Below are 22,295 nucleotides of genomic sequence, written 5' to 3' on the forward strand. Positions count from 1 at the left end.
GCGCAATCATTTGCCCATCCCCCTCCTGCCCGACACCTGCCTGACCGCTTACTCGGCAGCCGCCAGGGCGTCCGCCGCCTGCAGCGCTTTGGCGACGCCGGCGCCATAGGCCGGATCGGCCTTGGTGCAGTTGTTGATATGGCGCTGCTTGATCTCGGGTGCGGCATCGCCCATGGCGCGGGCGGTATTCTCGAACAACACCTGCTGCTGGGCCGGCGTCATCAGGCGGAACAGGTCGCCGGGCTGCGAGTAATAGTCGTCGTCCAAGCGATGGTCCCAGTGCCAGGCATCGCCGCGCAGTGCCAGCGGCTTTTCATTCAGCTCCGGCCTGTCCTGCCATTCCTTGTAGCTGTTCGGCACATAGCCGATCCGGGCGCCGTGGTTGCCATCGGTGCGCATGGCGCCATCGCGATGGTAGCTGTGGAACGGGCATTTCGGTGCGTTGACCGGAATGGTGTTGAAATTGACGCCAAGGCGATAACGCTGGGCATCACCATAGGAGAACAGCCGCGCCTGCAGCATCTTGTCCGGTGAGAAGCCGATGCCGGGCACCACATTGGCCGGGGAAAACCCGGCCTGCTCCACTTCAGCAAAAACATTCTCGGGATTGCGGTTCAATTCCAGCACGCCGACCTCGATCAGCGGGTAGTCCTTGTGCGGCCAGACTTTGGTGAGATCGAAAGGATTGAGCGGATAGGTGACGGCATCCACTTCCGGCATGATCTGCACGTAAAGGGTCCAGCGCGGGAAGTCGCCCTTGTCGATACTGGTCAGCAGATCGCGCTGGTGGCTTTCACGGTCGCCGCCGATCAGGGCTGCAGACTCGGCATCGGTCAGATTCTCGATACCTTGATGGGTCTTGAGCGTGAACTTGACCCAGAATCGCTCGTCCTGGGCATTGATGAAGCTGAAGGTGTGGCTGCCAAAGCCATGCATATGGCGATAGCTCTTCGGGATACCGCGATCGCTCATCACGATGGTGACCTGGTGCAGCGCTTCGGGCAGCAATGTCCAGAAATCCCAGTTGTTGTTGGCGCTGCGCATGCCGGTGCGCGGATCGCGCTTCACGGCATGATTCAGATCGGGGAAACGCAGCGGATCGCGCAGGAAGAAGACCGGCGTGTTGTTGCCAACCAGGTCCCAGTTGCCTTCCTCGGTGTAGAACTTGATGGCAAAGCCGCGAATGTCGCGCTCGGCATCGGCGGCGCCACGCTCGCCGGCCACGGTGGAAAAGCGCACGAAAAGGTCGGTCTGCTTGCCGATCTCTGAGAAAATCTTGGCCTTGGAGTATTGCGTGATGTCTTTCGTGACCGTGAAGCTGCCGTAGGCGCCCGAACCCTTGGCATGCATGCGACGCTCGGGGATCACCTCGCGGTCGAAATGCGCCAGCTTTTCGAGCAACCAGATATCCTGCAGCAGCGCCGGACCGCGCGGCCCCGCCGTCATGATGTTGAAGTTGTCAGTCACCGGCGCGCCATTGGCATGCGTCAGGTTTTTCGGCTTCGCACTGTCGGTCATGATGCAGGTCCTTGCGTGGAGGATGTCGGGATGGCCGCCACTCACCGGGGAGGGGCATGAGTGGCGGCCGGGCCGGTGTGACCTGAGGGGCTTAGGTCACCGGGGGAAGCGAAGCTCAGGCCTTGAAGAAGGCGAGCAAATCTTCGTTGACCAGATCCGCGTTGATGGTCGCGATACCGTGGCCAAGTCCCTTATAAACCTTCAGCGTGCCCTTCTTGAGCAGCTTGATGGAAAGATGGGCCGAGGCACCGATCGGCACGATCTGATCGTCATCGCCATGCATCACCAGCACCGGCACGTCGATCTGCTTCAGGTCTTCGGTAAAGTCGGTTTCCGAGAAGGCCTTGATGCAATCGAGCTGCGCCTTGGTGCCGCCCATCATGCCCTGGCGCCACCAATTCTGGATGATGCCCTGCGACGGCTTGGCGTCCGGGCGGTTGAAACCAAAGAAGGGCCCCGCCGCGACATCCAGGAAGAACTGCGCGCGATTGGCGACATGGGCGGCGCGGAAACCGTCGAACACCTCAAGCGGCAGGCCGCCCGGATTCTTGTCCGACTTCACCATCACGGGTGGCACGGCGCCGATCAGCACCGCCTTGGCCACCCGGCCCTTTTCAGCACGGGCGACATAGCGCGCGACCTCGCCGCCGCCGGTGGAATGGCCGACATGGATGGCGTTCTTCAGGTCCAGCGCCCGCGCCAGTTCGATCACATCGGCGGCGTAGGTGTCCATCTCGTTGCCGGTATAGGTCTGGGTCGAGCGGCCATGGCCACGGCGATCATGTGCGATCACCCGATAACCCTTGGCGTAGAAGAAGAGCATCTGGTTGTCCCAGTCGTCGGCACTGAGCGGCCAGCCATGATGGAAGACAACCGGCTGCGCATCGCGCGAACCCCAATCCTTGTAGAAGATCTTCGTGCCGTCCTTGGTGGTGATCGTGTCCATGATCTGGATATCCTTGGCTGAGGGAGTGAGAGTGACAGGTGCCGACTGGGCAAAGGCGACGGCAGGCAGCGCGGCCATGGCAGCCACGCCCATTCCGCACTTGAGAACGGTGCGGCGCGAGGTGGAGAATGTGTTGTTCATGGTCATCGGGCTGTCCATCGTCTGGTCGCCGTTATCGGCGAAGTTTGTTTCGACATGATGAGACTGCCTGAACCCGGGCAGAGCTGAAATCAGACGAAGGGTGTGCAACCCCATATCTTGGTATGAGTCGGGTAACCGGCTGTCATGAGGCCGGCCGCAAACGAAAACGGCCGGGCTGTGAACCCGGCTATCTCAAATCAGTTGCGTGTATGTCTCAGGCGATCGGCAGTGTGAAGGAAAAGCGTGCGCCCCCGCTGGCGCCAGGCTCAACCCAGATTTCTCCACCATGCCGTTCGATGATCGAGCGGCAGATCGGCAGGCCCATGCCCATGCCGTCCGGCTTGGTCGTGTAGAAGCTGTCGAACAGCTTGCCGCGCTCGTCCTTGGGCACGCCCGGCCCGCTGTCGTCCACCGATATCCGCAGTATCTGGCTGTCGGTTAGCTGGCTCGAAACCCGGATAACCCGGCTTTCGGCGCCGGCATGCGACATGGCCTGAATGGCATTCATGGCCAGATTGACGACCACCTGCTGCAGTTGCGTGCGGTCGCCCGGCACGGTCGGGATATCCTTGTCGAGATCCATGGCGACCGTGACGCCCTGCGCCTGCATCTCGTGGCGCAGGAAGAGAATCGCTTCCTCGATCAGGCTGTTGACCGGCACGGACGATTTCTCCGGCGACTGTCGCGAGGCCATCAGACGGATGCGTGAGATGATCTCCCCGGCCCGCTGCGCATCGGCCGCCATTCGCCTGGTGATCGCGGTGATCTCGGGCATGTCGGGCTCGGGCCGCGACAGCCAGCGCAGACCGGCCGCAGCATTCGCGGAAATGGCAGCCAGCGGCTGGTTGATTTCATGGGCCAGCGATGCCGTCAGCTCCCCCAGCATTGAGATGCGGGCGGCATGGGCGAATTCATTCTGCACCTTCTCGAGCGCCGACTGCGCCTGCACGCGCGCGGTGATGTCAACCATGCTGACCAGAACGAAGCCAGCCTCGCGCATTGTCGGAGCAGCCGCGACGGTGAAAAGGACGTCGATCTTGCGACCATCCAGCGTCCGGTGCCGGGTTTCCGTTTCAAATCGCGGATTACCGGCGTAGCCAGACGCCAGCGACTGCTTGAAACCGTCACAATCATCCTCGATCCAGAAGCGCGTTACCGGACCCAATACCTCTTCGCGGTTTTTGGCACCCATGAAGGCAACGACACTGTCATTCACATCCACGATGATGGTGGCATCCATGGCCTGCCTGACGAAGCCCGGATTCTCCTCCATATACGCGGCCAGGTCAGTGACGCCCTGGCTGATCAATGGCTCGTAAAGTTTTTTCAGGCCCCGGATGTCGAGCTGATAACAGGTGACGCCCATTGAGTTGAACAGGTTGCGGTAGCGTGTCTCGCTCCGTTCCAGATCGGCAAAGGCCTTCTTGCGTTCGCTGATGTCGATGACGCCGATCAGCAGCGTGCCCCTGGTCACCGATTCCGCCGGAAAGCAGGCGGTGAACAGCGCGTCGAAGACTTCACCATTCGACTTTTTCAGGCGAGTTTCGGTTGAGAAATTTGGCTGCTTCGAGATGGCGGCCAACACGCTTTCGGCATAGACGCCGGTGCTTTCCTCGGGCCAGAAGGCATCGAGCGGTAACCGGTTCATCACTTCCCGGTCGCCGTCGGCAAAGAGAGCAAGCGTCTGGTCATTCACATCAATGATGCGACTGGCACGCATCATCTCGCGTACGAAGGCCGGGTTGTCGCGGAAATGCTGCCGGAAGTCCCTGACGCCCTGCTCCTTGAGCTGCCGCAGCATGGCGCCGACCGGCGTGAAATCGATCTCCCAGAACGACGCGGCCATCGCCTGGAACAGGTTGCGGTAACGGTATTCGCTGGCCTTCAGCGCCTCGTCATGCGCGACCGAGTCGGCGGGGACACCGGATCCCACGGCCATATCGGGCTGAATGACGCTGCTCATGCTTCCCCACAGTTTCGGCTGGCGCTAGGCCAACGCCTGTTCGATACAGTTTGCCAGCACATCGGCCTCGAAGGGCTTGCGGAGTACAAACATCGCGCCGCTGGCCAGGGCCTTTTCCTGCAAACCGGATTCCGTCCGTGCAGTGATCATTATAACAGGCAACTCGATGCCGCGTTCAGTCAACTTTCGTCTGAGATCGATACCGCTCATGCCCGGCATCTGGATGTCGGTGACGAGGCAATTGGTGGACTGCAGTTCCGGGGCCGCCAGGAAATCTTCGGCCGAGGCGAAGGCGGTGGTCTGGAATCCCATCGATCGCACGAGGGCGGCAAGAGCATGCCGCAGCGATTCGTCATCGTCGACTACCGAGATATGGGGGATAGCTGTCACGCGGGTACGCCGACCTTCTATGCCGGAGCACGCCCGACACACTGGGAACTGATCGACCCGAATATAGGGATGCCAGCCGAGATCGGCATTCATACTCACGTATAGGGTTACCGGGGATTAATGGGTGGGCTGTTTATGAGCAGACTGGCCCAGCGCTTCGGCCATCCGCACCAGGTCCGCCAGGCTCCTGGCCGCCATTTTCCGCATCACCGAGCCGCGGTGGATCTTGACCGTAATCTCGCTCAGGTTCAGGTCCGCGGCGACCTGCTTGTTCATCTTGCCTGCCGTCACCAGCACCAGAACCTGCTGCTCGCGCGGGGTCAGCGTCTCGTATTTGGCCCGCAAGGCAGCCGCGCCCTGATCGCCCTCGCGGCGGCGGCGGTCCTTTTCGATGGCGGCCGTCACCGCGTCCAGCATGTCCTGGTCGCGGAAGGGTTTGGTCAGGAAGTCGATGGCGCCGGCCTTCATGGCCCGCACCGTCATCGGGATATCGCCATGCCCGGTCATCATGATGGCGGGCATATGGACATTGTGTTCGGCCAGGTTGGTCTGGAAATCCAACCCGCTCATGCCGGGCAGCCGCACATCCAGCAGCAGGCAGCCCGGAACGTCAGGATGCTTATCCGACAGAAACGACTGCACGCTGCCATAGGCACGGGTCTTGAGACCGACGGAGCGCAACAGGCTGTCGATCGCATCGCGCAGCGATGCGTCATCTTCGATGATATGGACAACCGCCGTATCCAGCACCTGCATCCTCCGGTTACCGAAGGCCATATTACTCCGGAATTGTCCTAATTTTGGCATCTATACATTGGTATGATCAATGGGGCTGAACCTGCCCTCGGATGCATAATTTTTGGGCGGCTGCCTACAGCGGTCTTTTTAGGTAATGATAGTTTCAGCATCAGCGGTCTGCCGTGCCCTGTCCGAATCACATCTTTATCAATCCTCGTTGCATATGAGACGCGCATCCATGAAAAAGATCGGCTTTCTCTCCTTTGGGCATTGGTCGGCGTCACCGCAGTCAGAAGCCCGGTCGGCGCAAGACGTTCTTCTGCAATCCATCGATCTGGCGGTTGCCGCTGAAGAGCTTGGCGCCGATGGCGCATATTTCCGTGTCCATCATTTCGCTCGCCAGCTCGCCTCGCCCTTCCCGCTCCTCGCCGCAGTCGGAGCCAGGACAGACCGGATCGAGATCGGCACCGCGGTCATCGACATGCGGTATGAGAATCCCCTCTACATGGTCGAGGATGCCGGCGCCGCCGACCTGATCGCCGGAGGACGTCTGCAGCTCGGTATAAGCCGCGGTTCGCCCGAGCAAGTAATCGATGGCTGGCGCCATTTCGGTTACGCACCGGCCGAAGGCGAGAGCGATGCCGATATGGGACGCCGGCATGGCGAGGTTTTTTTATCGCTGCTGACGGGCAAGGGCTTTGCCCGACCCAACCCGAACCCCATGTTCACCAACCCGCCCGGACTGCTGCGCCTTGAACCTCATTCGGAAGGGCTGCGCGATCGCATCTGGTGGGGCTCCGCCTCTGACGCCACCGCCGTTTGGGCGGCGCAGCAGGGCATGAACCTGCAGAGTTCGACCCTGAAAGCTGACGAAACCGGTGAGCCTTTCCACATCCAGCAGGCCAGACAGATCCGCCGCTATCGCGAAGCCTGGACGGCGGCGGGACACAAGCGTACGCCACGCGTGTCGGTTTCGCGCTCCATCTTTGCGCTGGTCAATGATCGCGATCGCGCCTATTTCGGCCGCGACACCAGCGGCGACCAGGTTGGCGTCATTGACAATATGCGGGCTATATTTGGTCGCTCCTACGCTGCCGAGCCGGAACGGCTGATCGAGGCACTCAAGGGCGACGAAGCGATCGCCGAGGCCGATACGCTGTTGCTGACCGTGCCCAATCAGCTGGGTGTTGCCTATAACGCCCATGTCATTGAGACCATTCTCACCCAGATTGCGCCAGCCCTCGGCTGGCGTTGACGTCAAAGGAGCACCATGGCTGACGATACTGTCTCGACGCGCATCACCGCACTCGAAGAGCGCATCGCATACCAGGATGAGACAATCGAGGCTCTCAATCAGACCATTACGAAACAGTGGGCGCAGATAGATAAGCTGACACGACTGGCCGAAACACTGACCGACCGATTGCGCGACATCGAGGCAAAGGCGGCCCAGGGTCCTGCGGCCGAACGCCCGCCGCATTACTGATCAGACGCGGAAATGCCTATCGCGCTGGCAGCAGCCTGGGGTTCACCTTTAACTCGGGGAGGCATGCCTCACCGCAGGCAGAGCGAAACGCTGTAACCGCCTGTCGTGCGCCCGCCTCCAGGAATCTTGCGTCGGAACCGACCGTCATCAGGGAAAAGCCATACTCTGCCATGCGCGCGGCATAGGATGCCGTGCCGCAGTGGATTCCGCACGGTATCCCCGCCTGTCGGCTCCGTTGCAGGATATCTTTCAGCAGCGCCAGCATTTCCGGTTCTTCGCGATCGAAGCCCGGCGCATATCCATAGGCCAGAGACAGGTCTGCCGGGCCGATATAGAGGCTGCCGATCCCCTCGGTCGCCAGAATGGCGTCGAGATTCTCAACAGCATCACGCGTCTCGATCATCGCGAAGGGGACAATCTCCGCATTCGCCTTGTCGAAATAAGTCTCACCGCAGGCAAGTCGAGCGCGGATCGGACCAAAGCTGCGCGTCCCTTGCGGTGGATAAAGACACGCGGCGACAAGTCGCCTGGCATCCTCAGCGGTATTGATCATGGGTGCGATGATCCCCAGCGCGCCAGCATCAAGCGCGCGCATGATGGCGGCCTCATCCAGCCAGGGAACCCGAACGATCGGCGCAGCACCGGCCTTTTCGATGATCGGAAACAACGACAGCAGATCGGCATAGTCGGCCGTGCCATGCTGCAGGTCGATGGTGATACTGTCCCAGCTGGCCCGCGCGAGCGCTTCCGCCGCCAGTGGCGACGGCAAAGCCACCCAGCCGTTCAGAACCTTTCCGCCGATGCCCCAGATTTTCCGGATCGGATTCCTGAAGGCCATGCTTTACGCCCAGGTCATGTTGGTCAGCTTGATGTTCTGATAGTCCTGAATGGCCTGTCGCCCGCCCTCGCGTCCCATGCCGGAATGATCCACGCCGCCGAACGGCGTCTCGGCATGCGCGATCAGGAAGGAATTGATGCCGACCATCCCGGCACGCAGGCCGGCAGAGAGCTTCTCCGCCTTGGCCGCACTGCCGGTAAAGGCGTAAGCCGCCAGACCGTAAGGCGTACTGTTGGCGCGAGCGATAGCATCGTCGAGTGTCCTGAAGGTCGTCACCGGCGCCACGGGGCCGAAAGGCTCTTCGATCATGATGCGGGCGTCGTCCGGCACATTCGACAGCACCGTCGGCTCGAGGAAAAAGCCCTTGTTCCGGTCTTCCGGGCGGCCACCGCCCGTCTCGATCCGCGCACCACGCTGCACCGCATCCGCAATCAGGCCCTCGACCTTGTTGCGCCCCGACGCGAGCGTCAGCGGTCCCATCGTGGTGTCCGGATCGCGGCTGTCGCCGAGTTTCAGCGCCCTGGCCTCTGCAACCATCTTCTCGAGGAATTTCCCGACCACACTTTCCTCGACGTAGAAGCGGTTCGGCGCGATGCAGACCTGGCCGGCATTGCGGAACTTGAAAGTCGCGCATTGCACGGCTGCGGCTTCCACATCGGAGTCGGCACACACCACCACCGGTGAATGGCCGCCCAGCTCCATCGAGCAGCGCTTCACTGTTTCGGCAGCCTGGGCCAGCAGCATCTTGCCGACCGGCGTCGATCCGGTCAGGGAGATTTTCCTGACTTCTTCCGCCCGCATCAGATGCGGCACAATATCATTGGCGCGGCCGGTCAGCACCTGCAGCACGCCGGCGGGAACACCGGCGGAGACGCAGGCTTCCGCGATCAGCGTCGTCGTCAGCGGCACCTGTTCAGACGGCCTGACGATGACCGGGCAGCCCGCCGCCAGCGCCGGCGCAATTTTGCGCGCCGGCAAGTTGACCGGGAAATTCCAGGCCGAGAAGGCCGCGACGATCCCGACGGGTTCCGGCGTCACGATCAGGCGTCCGCCCTGGCGCGAGCGAATCGTTTCGCCGAACAGGCGCTCGGCCTCGCCGGCAAACCAGTCGAACTGTTCGATGGCAGCATTGACCTCGCCCTCGGATTGCGAAATCGGACGCCCGATCTCAGCCGACAGCGCACGCGCAATGGCGGAGCGACGCGCCTCCATCTCGCGGGCGATGCGGCGCAGGATTTTGCCGCGCTCCCAGCCATGCACCGCAGACCAGGCTGGCAAAGCCGCGCGCGCATATTCCAACGCCTCCTCGACTTCGGCCGCACCGCAGGCAGGCTGCAGCCACAGCACTTCCTCGGTGCAAGGATCGATCACCGGCAGTGATTCCTGCTGGGTCTTTTTACGGAATGCGCCACCAATCAGCGCGTAGGGCTGGTCCACAGACATGCTTGTGTCCTCTTTGAGTCTGACGAGATGCGGTGCTTCGGTTACTGCGACGCCGTCACGCCGCCATCGATGTAGACGACTTGTCCGGTCATGTAGCTTCCGGCCGCCGAGGCAAAGGTGATGATCTGTCCGACGACTTCGACGGGCTCGCCAATCCGTCCGAGCGGATTGCGCTCAAGGATGAAGTTCCTGAAGGCCGGCTTTTCGAGATGCGGCCGGATGCGGTCTGACTGGATGAAGGTTGGCGCGACGCCATTCACGGTGATGTTATGCGGCGCAAGCTCCATGGCATGCTGCTTGACCAGCATGACCAAGGCGCCCTTGGTCGCGCAATAGGCCGAATAGCCGCGTCCACGCAGCGCGAGCTGCGAGCGCACCGACAGAAGATGGATGTGGCGCCCACCCTGACCGCGTTCGATCTGGTCACGCGCCACAGCCTGCCCCAGGAACATGGCCGAGCGCAGGTTGGTGGCATAGACCTCGTCGAAAGTGTCCGGCGTGACATCAAGAATGGTCTGCTCGCGCTGGATACCGACGCAATTGACCAGAATATCAATGCCGCCCATGCGCTTCGCAGCGTCCGCCGTGGCAGTGAAAATCGATTGCTCCTTCCGGGCATCGAGCACCAGGCCGAATGCCCGGCCGCCGGTAGATGTGATGCGCTGTGCCAGGGCTTCTGCCTTGCCCAGACTGGGCCCGGCGATACAGACCTCAGCCCCCAGCCTGGCCATGCCAATCGCAATCGCCTCTCCGATGGCACCATAGCCACCGGGAATGAAGGCGCGCCGACCATGGATATTGAACAGATTGTCAATCAGGCCCAGATCGATAGCCGGGGTGAGGGTCTCGGACTGAATGTTCATGGATTCATCTCCACCCCGGCAGCCCGGTAAACACTTTCCATCAACTCCAGCGTCTCCAGATTATCGAGCCGGTCGGTTTCAAATGGAGCATCGTGATTGAGGCCGGTCATGAAGGCGCGGATGACGGTGTCGAAACATTCCTGATAGCGCCCCAGCAGATCGACCTCCTCGACCGTCTCGTCTTCCCGGCCGACAAGATAAATACGGTTCAGCTCCATCACGATGGTGCCGAGTGTTCCGATCACTTCGAGGCGGTCACCATGCAGTTGCGGATAGCCCGGCGCACATAGGCTGCCGTCCGCTGTCGCGATCAGGCCGTCCTCGCCTTCCATCAGGATGGCCGCAGTGTCCTCCCCCGGCAGCCCCTCGGCCAGACGGCCCAGCCGTGCCGCGACCACGCGCAGCGGCCCCACCAGGCAGCGCAGCACGTCCAGATGATGGATCATGGTCTCGAAGACGAGATTGCGGTTGAACCACTTCAGATATGGCTGCCGCTCTATCAGGAAGGGCACAGTGCCCTCGCGCTCACAAAGACCCGAGCCACGGCAGGAAATCGCCGCATGGCGAATGCGGCCGATGCGACCCTCATCCACCCAGCGGCGGACTGTCATGTAATGCGGCCGGAAGCGATAATTCTCATGCACCATGAAGCGGACGCGGTCGCCGACGTCTGCAATCAGTGCCTTGGCCTCCGCGACTGTCGCACACATGGGCTTCTGGACCATGATATGAACGCCGGCATTGGCCGCGAGGCGTGCCATCGGCGCATGTGCATTCACCGATGCCGCAATATCCACGACATCGAAACCGCCCTGCGCGAACATGTCGATGGCATTGCCATAGACGCGTGCCACATCGAACTCTTTGGCCCTGGCTTCAGCCCTGGAGCGATCGGTGTCGCAGACCGCGACCACCTCGGCGCCGGCGGCCTGCCAGGCGCGCAGATGATAAAGGCTGATCAGACCACAGCCGATGAGCGCGACACGAAGCTTACGCTCTGCCATGTCGGCCCCCAAATTTTCCATATCCGTAATACCAGACGCTGCCGGCATCCTTGCTGGTGCGCAGCGTGTGCCGGACGCCAGCCGGAATGCTTACCAACGCACCAGGCATACAGAGCCTGCGCTCACCTGCCACTTCGATCTCGACCTGGCCTTCCGCGACCACGACGAATTCATCTATGTCATGAATGAAATCGGCCCAAACCTGGCCCGGTGGATCACGATAGGTATCAAAGCTGAAACCCGGAAAGTCGGCCTGCACAGTCGCCGGTACAACTGGAACGTCATAGGCATTGAGACGGAACGCACTCATGCCGCACGATCCGTCAGCAGGCCGCCCAGATAAGCCCGCGCCGGCTCGAAAGCCATCAGAGCATCAAAATCCGGAATGGGCGTCACAGCTCCCTTCTGGACGAAAATGAACTGTTCGCAGATCTCCTGCAAAATTTCGAGATGGAATCTCTCGTTCGGATGAACACAGAGAAACACCAGCCGGCCTTCTGAACGCAGGCGACGGAAAAAGTCGAGCATGAAGCCGATATAGCCATCCTGCGTGTTGAACTGCGGTTCGTCGAACAGATGCACCATCGGGTAGTCCGAGCCGGCCGGTTCCAGCAGGGCATTCGGTGTCCAGGACCGGAAATGCCGCACCTGGTAGGACTGGTGGTAATGAATCGCCAGCCTGTCGCGCTGGTCTGTGCGAACGCGATGTATATTGCGACCCATTACGCGCACTTCCCCCGAGGTGGGAGCATTCGAGCCGGTCACCAGTTCAAACAAAGTAGTCTTGCCCGACCCATTCGGCCCCATCATCCCGACCACCGATGGCTTCTCAATGGCGAGGTTGGCGGTCAGGCGGAAAGTCGGCGTGCGGTCGAACCGGCTTTTGCAGTAAATCTTTTCAAGGGATTGCACTTCCAGCATCGCCGTCATGGTTCACACTCCGATCAGGCGGCGGCGCAGCACCGGGTTGTCCAGCAGCTCCTGTGCGCGACCTTCGTATTCGATCCGGCCGCGATCCATCACATAGGTACGGTCCGAGACTTCCAGCGCGGCCAGCGCATTCTGTTCGACCACCAGCACCGAGATGCCTTCGCTCTTCAGGCGTTTGATGGTGCGCATCACGCCCTGCACGATGTTGGGGGCCAGCCCCTGACTGGGCTCGTCGAACAGCACCAGGCCAGGCGAAGCCAACAAGGCGCGGGAAATCGCCACCATCTGCATCTCGCCGCCCGACATGTTTTCGCATTCCCGGCGCATCAGATGTTCCAGCGCCGAAAAAATCCCGAACATCTCGTCCTGGCACCAGGACCGGAACCGCGTCTTGCGCGTGCCGAGCCGCAGGTTGCGCGCACCGGTCAGGGTCGGGAAAACACGACGGTCATCCGGCACCCAGGAAATCCCGAGTCGCGAAATGCGATGCGTCGGCATGCCTGTGATGTCGTGATTGTCGAAACTGATCTGACCTCGGCGCGGCGGCGACAGGCCAAGGATCGAGCGGATCGTCGTGGTCTTGCCCGCACCGTTCGGGCCCAGCAGCGCCACCACTTCGCCCGGACCGACCTCGAGCGACACGCCAAACAAGGCCTGGGTTTCGCCATAGAAGGTTTCAATTCCCGACAGATGCAGCATCAGGCGACCTCCCCCAGCGCTGACCGGGCGACCCATTTGTTGGCCTTGAGTGCAGCCGGCGTGCCTTCAGCGATCACCTGCCCCCAATGGATGACCGAGATGCGGTCCGCCAGTTCAAACAGGAATCTCATATCGTGCTCGATCAAACAGATGGTGTAGCGCTTGCGGAGCTGCTGGATCAGCTGCGCCAGATTCTGCGTGGCCTTGGCGCCCAGGCCGGCGGTCGGTTCATCCAGGAACAGGATGCGCGGCTCAGCGGCCAGCGCCACGGCAATCTCCAGCGCGCGGCGGTCCCCATAGCTCAGCTCTTTCGCCTTTTCCCAGGCACGGCCTGCCAATCCAACCTGCTCCAGAACCGCCAGGGCAGCCTTGATCAGCCCGGTGTCGCCAAAGGTCGTGCGGAACGGGCTGCTGCCAACGGCGCGGAAACCTGGCAGCGCCAACATCACATTCTCGATGACCACTGCATCGTCGAACAGGTTCATCAGCTGAAACGAGCGCGATACGCCCTTGCGGGCAATGATATGCGGCTTCAGCCCGGTGATGTCCTGGCCATCGAACAGGATGCGGCCGGCATCCGGCGCGTGATGTCCGGTCAGCACATGGAAACAAGTGGTCTTGCCTGCGCCGTTCGGCCCCATGATGCCGTGCACGGTGCCGGCCTCGATCGAGAGCGAGATGTTTTCCAGCACCACGCGGGCACCGAACCGCTTCTGGATATTCTGCGCCTGGAAGAGAACCATCATGCTTTCTCCGGCTTGGCGGCGGGCACCGGTGTCGGACCGCGCTGAACGGCGGTGTGAATCAGCCCGGCCAGGCCTTCCGGTCGCACCATCACCATGATGACGAAGATCAGGCCGTACCAGAGCAGCCAGGCTTCTGTCAGGCCGCCCAGCACGTCGCGCGCAATGAAATACAGTACGACACCCAGCACTGGCCCCCAGAAGCTGACAAGACCGCCACCCACCAGCACCATCATCACGATGATGCCGGACTGGTGCAGGCTCATGACATCCGGATAGGCACTCTGCTGAGCCATGGCGAAAAGCCCCCCGGCCAATCCGGCTACCGCTGCTGAAATCGTGAAGGCCAGCCACTTCCAGCGCCAGACATCATAGCCAACGAAACGCGCCCGGGTTTCATTCTGCCGGATCGCCTGCAGGATGCGGCCCATCGGTGCATTCACGATGCGCCACATGAGAATCACCGCCACCACGGTGATCGCAGCAACGAACCAGTAGAAGGCCGCATTGTCGTTCAGGTCGACGCGCCACGGGCCGATCACCAGATCCGGGCGCGGGATATTCAGCAAGCCGTCTTCACCGCCGGTCAGCCAGTGCAGCTTCATCGCCGTGAACCAGAAGACCTGGCCGAATCCGATGGTGAGCAGCGCGTAGTAGATGCCGCGGCGGTGCGACAGGAAGGCGCCGACAATCGCCCCCGCCAGGGTCGCGGCCAGGATCGCGGCCAGCAACCCGCCCCACAGGCTGACCGCGACGCTATGCTGGAACAGGCCGAAGCCATAGGCGCCGATGCCGAGATAGGCGCCATGACCGAAGGAATGCAGCCCGGTATAGCCGAACAGCAGGTTGAAGCCCATGGCGAAGAGAATCCAGATGGCAATCTCGACACCGAGATACTGGTAGAGGCCGACATGCCCCAGCCAGAGCGGCGCGGTCGCCAGGACCGCCACGAACACTCCCATCGACGGGGTGAGAGGCACTCCGCCGCGAGCCGGAATATCGGATAGCGTCATCATCGTTCAGTTCTCCAGCGCACTTCTGCGTCCCAGCAGGCCACGCGCGCGGAAACCGACGATCGCGATCAACAGGATATACATCGACATCAGCGACCAGGCCGGCGCATAGGCGCCGGTGATGCCGGTGGCCAGTCCGACCAGAATGGCGGCTGCCACCGCGCCCCAGAAACTGCCGACGCCGCCGATGACGATGATGAGGAAGGCCGGGATCACGACGTCGATGCCGAGATGCGGACGCAATCCCCAGATCGGCGCCATCACCATGCCGGCCATGCCGGCCAGCGCCGAGCCGAAACCGAAGACGATCAGGCGCAGGCGCGCGAGGTCGTAGCCCAACGCCCGCACCATCTCGCTGTCATGCGCGCCGGCCTTGATGATCGCACCATAGGGCGTGCGTTCGAGAAACAGCCAGACCAGCAGGATCGCCACGATGGCGAAGCCGGCGGCGTAGAACTTGTAGGTCGAGAAGATCAGCCCGCCCATCAGGAAGGCGCCGCTGATCATCTGCGGTACCGGCATGCTCTGCTCGCCTGTGCCCCAGCCGAGCCGGATCACTTCCTCGATCACGAGGGCCGCACCAAACGTCAGCAGCAAACCATAGAGCGGCGCCTTGCCGTAGGTCGGCCGCAGGCAGAGTTCGAGCAGCATGCCGGCAAGTCCGGCCAGCACCGGCCCAAGGGCCAGACCGATGAAATACCGGCTGGCCATCGGCAGCTCCAGCCACCACGTCCCGAATGGTGTGCCGGCAAACCAGCCGGCGCCAATCGTTGAGAGCGCCAGATACGCACCGAGCGTGAAGAGCGAGCCGTGCGCCAGGTTGATCACCTCCATCACGCCGACAATCAGGGTGAAACCCAGGGCGATCAGGGCGAACAGCAGGCCCAACGTAAGGCCGTTGACGAGATGCGGAATAAGACTGGTCATATCTACTAATCAGAGGTTCGACGAGGACGAAAAAGCGCGGGCGGCGTTGCCACCGCCCGCAGTTTCAGGGTTACGCGTCAAACGTTGGCGTGGACTCGTAGGATTCCAGCTTGCAGGCCCCCTTCGCGTCCGAGTCCATCACTTCCTGCGGCGACGAGTTGCCGAGGACCTTGAACATGTCGTCCTTGTCCTTGGTGCCGATATTGGCCGTGCAGAGGTAGATGCTCTGCTGCATCTGGTGTGTGTTGGGATCCATCCAGGCATCGTGATGTTGCATGCGGTCGCGCGCCGATGTCTTGAGGTTTTCCAGCTCCTTGATCACTTTGATATTATTGGTGGAGCCGGCGCGCTCGATGGCGGCGAACAGTTCACGGGTTGCCCAGTAGCCGTTGTAGAACACGTTGCCGGGCACGCGGATAAAGGTATCCGGGAACATCGCCTGATAACGCTTCACGAAATCGGACACGCCCGGCAGATCGAGATTGTAGTACCAGGTGGTGCCGAATACGCCGAACAGGTTGTCGAGCGGCAGGCCATAGACGTCCGGCCAGTCCTGCTGGTTGTTGATCCAGGCCGGCTTGTCGCCCATGCCAAGCTGCGCGATCTGCTGGCGCATGGCCTTCTGATCGTCGCCGCCGATCGCCGCTGCAACCGCGCCCGGCTTGAGTTGCTGGATCTTGAGCAGTTGCGAGGAGAAATCACGCGTGCCCTGCGGCACCAGGATTTCCTCCACCATCTCGCCGCCGAACTGCTTCAGCAGTGCTTTGGTCGCCGCTGCGGTGGAATGCCCCCAGACATAATCATTGGTCAGCAACACCCATTTCTTGCCGAATTTCTCGATGGAGGCCTGCACGGCGGCCTTGGCGAAGTTGCTGCCGTTGGCGTCGAAGACGAACTTGACGCGATGGCAGTTCTGTCCCGCCTCCGAAGGCGCGCTCGAATTGGTGTTCAGATAGATGACGCCGTATTTCTGCGCCACCTGGCTGATCGCGTTGGCAACGCCGGAATGGATCGCGCCGATCAGGAAGCCGCAATTCTCGCGCGTGATCATGCGCTCGGCCACGCGGCTGCCGGTGGCGGGCGTGGTCTCGGTATCGAGATGGAAGGTTTCGATCTTGCGGCCCAGCACGCCGCCTTTGGCGTTTGCTTCGGCGATGGCCATCTGCATGCCGCGGCGATCTTCGGCGCCAGAGTTGGCGTACTGACCGCTGGCATCCGACGTGATGCCGAGCCTGATCGGCTTGGCGGCACCCTGGGCATAAACACGGGTGTGCTTCCACGGTCCCATGAAAGCCAGGCCGCTTGTGGCAGCGGCTGCCGTGGTCAGTAGACGACGACGGCTAATCTTGGACTGAGCCATGCTGTTTCCTCCCTGTTTGGCACTCTTTACGGGCCTGTTCGGCGTTCCGGCGGTGCGCCGAACGTCCTTTCAAGGAGATTGAATATAAATTCAATTTCCGTCAATGAATATTTATTCGATTGAATTGAATATTCTGTTCCGTGATGGAATCAGCTGCTAAAATGCTGTAAAGGCTAGATATGAGTGACACGCCCTCCCAGAAATCTGGCCAGATTTCGACCGAAATCACCCGGCCGCCGGTCGACGCCGAGACCTTTGATGGCCTCCGGCAGCGAATCCGGGACCGCTTTTCGACCCTCAGCCCGCATCTCCAGCGGATCGCGAGGTCCTCGCTGGAGGAACCAAACAGTTTTGCCCTGAACACCACGGCCAAGATTGCCGCCGACCTCGATATCCAGCCGTCCACGCTGATCAGGTTTGCCAAGGAATTCGGCTATTCAGGCTTTTCCGACTTGCAGCGGGTCTTCCGGCAGCGCCTGATCGAAGGCGAACCGACCGTGCGCGAGCGCGTCTATTCGGAAGAAACCGCGCGGCCGGAGCCGCCGAATGTGCGGGAACTGCTCCAGACCTGCGTCGCGGCGCATGTGGCGGCGCTGAACGACCTGGTGAAGACCTGCGATACCGACAGCCTCGCCAGGGCGGTCGAAATGCTGCGCGGTGCGCGGCATGTCTATATCGCCGGTCTGCGCCGCTCCCGCCCGATCGCAGCTTACCTTGCTTATGCCCTGACGCGCTCGGAGCGTGCCAGCAGCCTGCTCGACTTTGCCGGCGGCATGGCCGGCCCGCAGATAGCCACGATCGGTCCGGACGACGTTCTGGTCGCAATCGCCTTCCCGCCGTATTCGCGACCTGTCGTCGATATCGTGCTCGATGCCTATGTCAGCGGCCGCAAGGTGCTGGCCATCACCGATGGCCCGGGCAGCCCGCTGGCCAGCAACTCGCAGCTACAGCTTTACGTCGATGCTGGCGCGGCGTCGGCCTTCCAGCCCATCTCGGGCGCCATCGGTCTGGTGCAGACGGTCATTACGGCGTTGAACTGGAGCAAGGCGGGTTAGGAAAGTCCCAGACAGGGACTGATGCACCGTTTGGTGCGGATGAAATGAAAAGGCCGGCCGCCACTTAAGTGACTGACCGGCCTTTTAAAAGAATGGTGCGCTCGAAGAGATTCGAACTCCTGACCCCCAGATTCGTAGTCTGGTGCTCTATCCAGCTGAGCTACGAGCGCGCACGTCGCGGTACCGCGACGGGGGCGGAACCTACTCAATTCACCGGGACCGCGCAAGGCCCAAGCCCGGAATACTGCCCTGCCGTGCAAGCCTCGGATTCTACAGGCAGATGACGCTTGCGGGCAGGTATGCCGACCCCTAGAATGTCACGGTCTGCAGAAGGTCCGCCACGGCAGTTCCCGTCAGGCTGACTCATGCAGCGGGGGGCCCCTACCAGGCCAGCAGACGTCAGAACAATTAACGCGAGACCGCGCGGCATGGCACATCCAGTTCGTAATCCGGCGTACAAGCGCCGAATTCTGGCTTCGGCGAGCACCCTTACCCTCGCCCTGCTGCTGTCGGGCTGCTCTTACGTCAGCGATGAGCTGTGGCCTTCGCTCACTGCGGCGGACCCGGCAGGCACCCAGCCGATCGCGCGCCAGCAAATCCCGGCCTCGGCTGCGGAAGCCAATCCGAATCCGACGCTCAGCCCCGGCCCGCAAGCCCAGCCGAGCATGGGCAACACTAATTTTGTCGTTCCGGGCGTGACTCAGGCTCCCTCCACCGGCACTTTCGTCGGCCAGAAGGTGCAGCAGATGCGCGGTGAGCTGTCGCAGCTCCAGCAGCAGGTCACCCAGCGTAACCAGCAGCTGCAGGGCGTTCGCACCAGCGCGACGCAGAATTCGCAGCGCTATCACGGCACTGTCGCAGCGGTCTCGACCCGCCTGCAGATGGGCACCACGCCTGGCAATCCGATCCTGGTCAGCCAGTGGACCCAGGCACAGACCGATCTCGACCGCATGGCTGCCGATGTCGGCAACCTGAGCAACCTTGCCAACCAGGTCGCTGCCGATTCCGCGATGTCGACCTATCTGCTGCAGTCGATCAAATCGACCTACAGCCTGCAGGGCGCCATCGACGAAGACCATCGCCAGCTCTCGGTGCTGGAAGACGAAACCTCGAAGACCGTGGTGCTGATCGACCGCCTGCTCGGCGAGCTGAGCACCGATGTCGCGCGCCAGAGCAACTATATCGGTGCCGAGCGCGCCAATCTGACCACGCTGTCGGCTGCCATCAAGCAGGGTGAACTGCTCGGTCCGGGCCTCGGCAACCGTGCCAACTTCTACGCCGGTTCGCAGCAGTTTGCCGCCGCCGACGCTGCCACGGCGCCCTTTACCGCCGGTGGCCGCACGCCGCTGGTGGTGATCCGCTTCGACCGCGCTGACGTGCCCTATCAGCAGGCGCTGTACAACGCTGTTTCGCAGGCGCTGGCCCGCAAGCCGAATGCCGTGTTCGACGTGGTGGCTGTCGCCGCCAGCGGCACGCAGGCGCAGACCGCCAGCAACCAGAACCAGGCCCGCCGCAACGCCGACCGCGTTCTGCGTTCGCTGGCCGATATGGGCCTGCCGGCCAGCCGGGTGAACGTCTCGGCCGGTGGCACAGGCCAGGCCGGCGCCAACGAGGTTCAGGTCTTCGTCCGCTAAGCCGCTCTCTTCGAGCGCAACAAAAAAGCCCGGCTTCTCAGCCGGGCTTTTTCTTTGAGGCTGATGCCTCCTGACACTACTGCCAGGAGACCGCCGTCAGATCGTTGACGAAGATCGGTGCATTCACCCAGAAGCCCGTCAGGCCCGGCTTGTACACGCCCAGACGCGGCAGGTTGTAGAGGTAGACGTTGACCGCATCGTCAGCCAGCAGGCGCTGCAGGTCCTGCAGCGCCTTGGTGCGCTCGGCCTTGTCCAGCGTCGAGTTGATCTTGGCGATCAGGTCTTTGGCCTTCTGGTTGTCATACTGATAGTAGTATTCCGGCTCCGCATACTTCACGAAGTCGTTCGGCTCGACATGACTGATCACCGTCAGGTCGAAATTCTTGTTCTTGAAGGTGCCGTCGAGCCACTGTGCCCATTCGACATTTTCGATCTTGGCATTGATGCCGACCTGACTCAGCATGGCCTGCACCACCTCGCCGATCGGCCGCGCATAGGGCGGCGGCGGCAGACGCAGCGTGACTTCCAGGTTGTTGACGCCAGCTTCCTTCAGCAGTGCCTTCGCCTTGGCCGGGTCATAGGGATACTGCTTGGTGAGATCGACATAAGCCGGATCATGCGGTGGGAAATGGCTGCCGATCCGTTTGCCGTAACCGGCCGCGGCAGCCTCGATCACTGCATCGCGGTCGATCGCCAGGGTCAGTGCCCGACGCACGCGCACGTCGTCAAACGGCTTGCGCTTGTTGTTAATGACCAGCATCGTCTCGCCTTCGGTCGAACCCGCGGTCACCTTGAAACGCTTGTCCTTTTCGAACTCGCGTACGTTCTCGCCGGTGATGCCGATCGGCACAGCATCGATGTCGCCGGCACGCATCGCGGCAACCAAAGCACCCTGATCGCTGATGAAGCGTATCTTCACCGACTTGATCTTCACGGCGCCTGCATTGCGGTAGGTGTCGTTCGCCGTCAGCGTGACCGAATCGCCCTTCACCCAGTTTTCCAGCTTGTAGGGACCGGTGCCAACAGGCTTGGTCGCATTGCTGTCGCTCGATTCCGCCGCCGTGATCACGGCAGTATTCTCGCCGAGATTGAACAGGAAAATCGGATCGGGATTCTTCAGCGCAATCGTCACGGTCTGCGCATCGGGAGTCGCGATCGAAGCGATGTTGGTGAACACCGCCTTGCGCTTGTTGGTGCTCTTCTCGCCGGCATATTTCTCGAACGAGAATTTCACGTCGGCGGAGTCAAAGGCCGTGCCGTCGTTGAACTTGACGCCCGGCTTCAGCTTGAAGGTGAAGCTCTTCATGTCGGGCGAGACGGTCCAGCTGTCGGCCAGGAGCGGCTGCACCTCGCCGTTTTCGGCGATCTTGGTCAGGCCCTCGAAGATATTGTAATGCACCACCTCGCCGATCGCGGCGGCCGGCGCAATGGTGGGATCAAGACCAGGCGGCTCCAGCGTCATCGCCATCACCAGCGAAGTCTTGCCTTGTGCGACGGCCTGGCCGCCGACAAGCGATGCCGCCGTCACACCCAGTGCGGCCGCGAATAGTTTCCAACCCTGCATGAGTCCCTCCTCAGAATTTTCCCGCCGCCGCCAGTACGTCGCGGGCAGATTGCAGTTGCCCCAACGGCTCGGCGGCCCAGACGCCGCGCGCCACCGCACGGGCAACGCAATCGGCGGCTATGCTGCCAACCCTGGCAATCAGCCAGGACCGGTCAGCGGCACCTGGTCCATCCTGCCACGTCGCTGTGGCCAGGGCAAAGAGCGTATCGCCATCAAACGGCGTATGGACCGGCCGCACGGCGCGCGCCAACCCGTCATGCGCCATGGCCAAAACGTGCCGCAAATTCGTTTTGTCGAGCGCGGCATTGGTCGCGATGACGCCGATACAGGTATGACTGCCCTCCGCGGGCCCGGCGATACGGGATTCGGTGGCCAGACCAAGATCGACGCCATCCGTAGCGAATGGCAATCCGCCAAACTCGCCATTCTGCTCAAAGGGCGCGGCCCAGAAACTGCGGTTGCCGGGCGTCAGCACACTGCCGACGGAATTCACTGCCACCATCGCAGCAACCACCAGGCCGTCCTGCTCTACCCAGGATGCGCTGCCCAGCCCGCCCTTGATCAGGCCAGCCATGGCGCCATAGCCAGCCCCGACATTGCCAAGCGGAAAGGCCGCGGCGGCGGCGTTGCAGGCCTGCAGCCCGAGCCGGCGATACGGCGGTTCGGCACCCCAGTTCTTGGCGCCGCCATTGTGCAGATCGAACAGGATGGCGGCCGGCACGATGGGCACAATATGGCCACGCACATCCACGCCGCGTTTGCGTTCGGCCAGCCACTGCATCACGCCGGACGCCGCATCCAGGCCAAAGGCGGAGCCACCCGACAGGCAGATCGCATCCACCGCCTGCGCCGTGGCTTCCGGACGCAGCAGATCGGTTTCACGGGTCCCGGAGCCGCCGCCCCGCACATCGACCGAACAGGCCGCGCGCCGCTCCGGCAGCACGACCGTGACGCCGGAGCGCAGGCCTTGATCGGCGACATGACCGACCAGAAGGCCGGGCACGTCAGTCAGGAGATTGAGCGGCCCGGCTTTTCCCATG

22 protein-coding genes and 1 tRNA gene are annotated in these 22,295 nt (G+C 62.0%); 4 read left to right on the forward strand and 19 right to left on the reverse strand.

Translation table 11 applies throughout. The features are described 5' to 3' along the window. Positions 1-48: 48 nt before the first annotated feature. From FNB15_RS20110 to FNB15_RS20130, 5 genes are all read right to left on the reverse strand, one after another. On the reverse strand, positions 49-1,518 hold the full coding sequence (locus FNB15_RS20110; RefSeq protein WP_144258434.1) for a catalase: 1,470 nt from the start codon (positions 1,516-1,518) through the stop codon (positions 49-51). Between the two features lie 115 nt (positions 1,519-1,633). Continuing rightward, positions 1,634-2,623, reverse strand: a complete 990-nt coding sequence (locus FNB15_RS20115) for an alpha/beta fold hydrolase (RefSeq protein ID WP_425460273.1) — start codon at positions 2,621-2,623, stop codon at positions 1,634-1,636. A gap of 196 nt (positions 2,624-2,819) precedes the next feature. After that, positions 2,820-4,568 carry a PAS domain-containing sensor histidine kinase gene (locus tag FNB15_RS20120; RefSeq protein WP_144258435.1) on the reverse strand — a complete coding sequence of 583 codons (1,749 nt, stop codon included), beginning with the start codon at positions 4,566-4,568 and terminating at the stop codon, positions 2,820-2,822. Between the two features lie 24 nt (positions 4,569-4,592). Next, on the reverse strand, positions 4,593-5,051 hold the full coding sequence (locus tag FNB15_RS20125) for a response regulator transcription factor (RefSeq protein ID WP_144258436.1): 459 nt from the start codon (positions 5,049-5,051) through the stop codon (positions 4,593-4,595). Positions 5,052-5,075: 24 nt separating this feature from the next. After that, positions 5,076-5,714 carry a response regulator transcription factor gene (locus FNB15_RS20130; protein WP_221932693.1) on the reverse strand — a complete coding sequence of 213 codons (639 nt, stop codon included), beginning with the start codon at positions 5,712-5,714 and terminating at the stop codon, positions 5,076-5,078. Positions 5,715-5,850: 136 nt separating this feature from the next. Here FNB15_RS20130 and FNB15_RS20135 point away from each other — a divergent pair, with 136 nt between their 5' ends. Both FNB15_RS20135 and FNB15_RS20140 read left to right on the forward strand, forming a co-directional pair. Continuing rightward, the gene (locus FNB15_RS20135) at positions 5,851-6,951 is read left to right on the forward strand and encodes an LLM class flavin-dependent oxidoreductase (protein WP_246068738.1); all 1,101 of its coding nucleotides are present in this window, start codon (positions 5,851-5,853) and stop codon (positions 6,949-6,951) included. A gap of 15 nt (positions 6,952-6,966) precedes the next feature. Beyond that, positions 6,967-7,182: a SlyX family protein gene (locus tag FNB15_RS20140; RefSeq protein WP_144258438.1), complete on the forward strand. Its 216-nt coding sequence runs from the start codon at positions 6,967-6,969 to the stop codon at positions 7,180-7,182. 16 nt (positions 7,183-7,198) lie between these two features. Here FNB15_RS20140 and FNB15_RS20145 read toward each other — a convergent pair whose 3' ends face one another. The 11 genes from FNB15_RS20145 to FNB15_RS20195 all read right to left on the reverse strand — a co-directional run bounded on the left by FNB15_RS20145 (position 7,199) and on the right by FNB15_RS20195 (position 17,002). Further along, positions 7,199-8,020, reverse strand: a complete 822-nt coding sequence (locus FNB15_RS20145) for an HpcH/HpaI aldolase family protein (RefSeq protein ID WP_144258439.1) — start codon at positions 8,018-8,020, stop codon at positions 7,199-7,201. Between the two features lie 3 nt (positions 8,021-8,023). Continuing rightward, on the reverse strand, positions 8,024-9,463 hold the full coding sequence (locus FNB15_RS20150; protein ID WP_144258440.1) for an NAD-dependent succinate-semialdehyde dehydrogenase: 1,440 nt from the start codon (positions 9,461-9,463) through the stop codon (positions 8,024-8,026). A 41-nt stretch (positions 9,464-9,504) separates the two neighbouring features. Further along, entirely contained in the window at positions 9,505-10,326 is an 822-nt protein-coding gene (locus FNB15_RS20155; RefSeq protein ID WP_144258441.1) for an SDR family NAD(P)-dependent oxidoreductase, read from the reverse strand. Beyond that, positions 10,323-11,330 (reverse strand): Gfo/Idh/MocA family protein, encoded by a 1,008-nt coding sequence (locus tag FNB15_RS20160; RefSeq protein WP_185973636.1) that lies wholly within the window; start codon positions 11,328-11,330, stop codon positions 10,323-10,325. Before FNB15_RS20160 ends, FNB15_RS20155 begins: the two co-directional genes overlap by 4 nt. Next, positions 11,317-11,640 (reverse strand): cupin domain-containing protein, encoded by a 324-nt coding sequence (locus tag FNB15_RS20165; RefSeq protein ID WP_144258443.1) that lies wholly within the window; start codon positions 11,638-11,640, stop codon positions 11,317-11,319. The genes FNB15_RS20160 and FNB15_RS20165 overlap by 14 nt, the downstream gene beginning before the upstream one ends. Further along, positions 11,637-12,260, reverse strand: coding sequence for an ATP-binding cassette domain-containing protein (locus FNB15_RS20170; protein ID WP_144258444.1), 624 nt, complete (start codon positions 12,258-12,260; stop codon positions 11,637-11,639). Before FNB15_RS20170 ends, FNB15_RS20165 begins: the two co-directional genes overlap by 4 nt. Before the next feature lie 3 nt (positions 12,261-12,263). Beyond that, positions 12,264-12,959 carry an ABC transporter ATP-binding protein gene (locus tag FNB15_RS20175; protein ID WP_185973637.1) on the reverse strand — a complete coding sequence of 232 codons (696 nt, stop codon included), beginning with the start codon at positions 12,957-12,959 and terminating at the stop codon, positions 12,264-12,266. Next, positions 12,959-13,705, reverse strand: coding sequence for an ABC transporter ATP-binding protein (locus FNB15_RS20180; RefSeq protein ID WP_221932694.1), 747 nt, complete (start codon positions 13,703-13,705; stop codon positions 12,959-12,961). Before FNB15_RS20180 ends, FNB15_RS20175 begins: the two co-directional genes overlap by 1 nt. Beyond that, entirely contained in the window at positions 13,702-14,718 is a 1,017-nt protein-coding gene (locus tag FNB15_RS20185) for a branched-chain amino acid ABC transporter permease (RefSeq protein ID WP_221932695.1), read from the reverse strand. The genes FNB15_RS20180 and FNB15_RS20185 overlap by 4 nt, the downstream gene beginning before the upstream one ends. Positions 14,719-14,721: 3 nt before the next feature. Then, positions 14,722-15,642, reverse strand: coding sequence for a branched-chain amino acid ABC transporter permease (locus FNB15_RS20190; protein WP_144258445.1), 921 nt, complete (start codon positions 15,640-15,642; stop codon positions 14,722-14,724). A 70-nt stretch (positions 15,643-15,712) separates the two neighbouring features. Continuing rightward, complete coding sequence (locus FNB15_RS20195) at positions 15,713-17,002, reverse strand: ABC transporter substrate-binding protein (protein WP_144258446.1); 1,290 nt, start codon at positions 17,000-17,002, stop codon at positions 15,713-15,715. A 179-nt stretch (positions 17,003-17,181) separates the two neighbouring features. Here FNB15_RS20195 and FNB15_RS20200 point away from each other — a divergent pair, with 179 nt between their 5' ends. Continuing rightward, the gene (locus FNB15_RS20200; protein ID WP_144258447.1) at positions 17,182-18,057 is read left to right on the forward strand and encodes a MurR/RpiR family transcriptional regulator; all 876 of its coding nucleotides are present in this window, start codon (positions 17,182-17,184) and stop codon (positions 18,055-18,057) included. A 93-nt stretch (positions 18,058-18,150) separates the two neighbouring features. Here the strand turns inward: FNB15_RS20200 and FNB15_RS20205 are convergent. Then, a tRNA-Arg gene (locus tag FNB15_RS20205) sits at positions 18,151-18,227 on the reverse strand. Between the two features lie 258 nt (positions 18,228-18,485). Here FNB15_RS20205 and FNB15_RS20210 point away from each other — a divergent pair. Beyond that, a complete protein-coding gene (locus tag FNB15_RS20210) occupies positions 18,486-19,691 on the forward strand; it encodes a hypothetical protein (RefSeq protein ID WP_246068739.1) in 1,206 nt (401 codons plus the stop codon). Between the two features lie 76 nt (positions 19,692-19,767). Here the strand turns inward: FNB15_RS20210 and FNB15_RS20215 are convergent, their stop codons facing one another. Both FNB15_RS20215 and FNB15_RS20220 read right to left on the reverse strand, forming a co-directional pair. Further along, the gene (locus tag FNB15_RS20215; RefSeq protein ID WP_144258448.1) at positions 19,768-21,255 is read right to left on the reverse strand and encodes an ABC transporter substrate-binding protein; all 1,488 of its coding nucleotides are present in this window, start codon (positions 21,253-21,255) and stop codon (positions 19,768-19,770) included. Positions 21,256-21,265: 10 nt separating this feature from the next. Then, complete coding sequence (locus FNB15_RS20220) at positions 21,266-22,294, reverse strand: P1 family peptidase (RefSeq protein WP_144258449.1); 1,029 nt, start codon at positions 22,292-22,294, stop codon at positions 21,266-21,268. Between the last annotated feature and the right edge of the window lies 1 nt (position 22,295).

Origin of the sequence: Ferrovibrio terrae, assembly GCF_007197755.1 — a bacterium.
Lineage (GTDB): Bacteria > Pseudomonadota > Alphaproteobacteria > Ferrovibrionales > Ferrovibrionaceae > Ferrovibrio > Ferrovibrio terrae.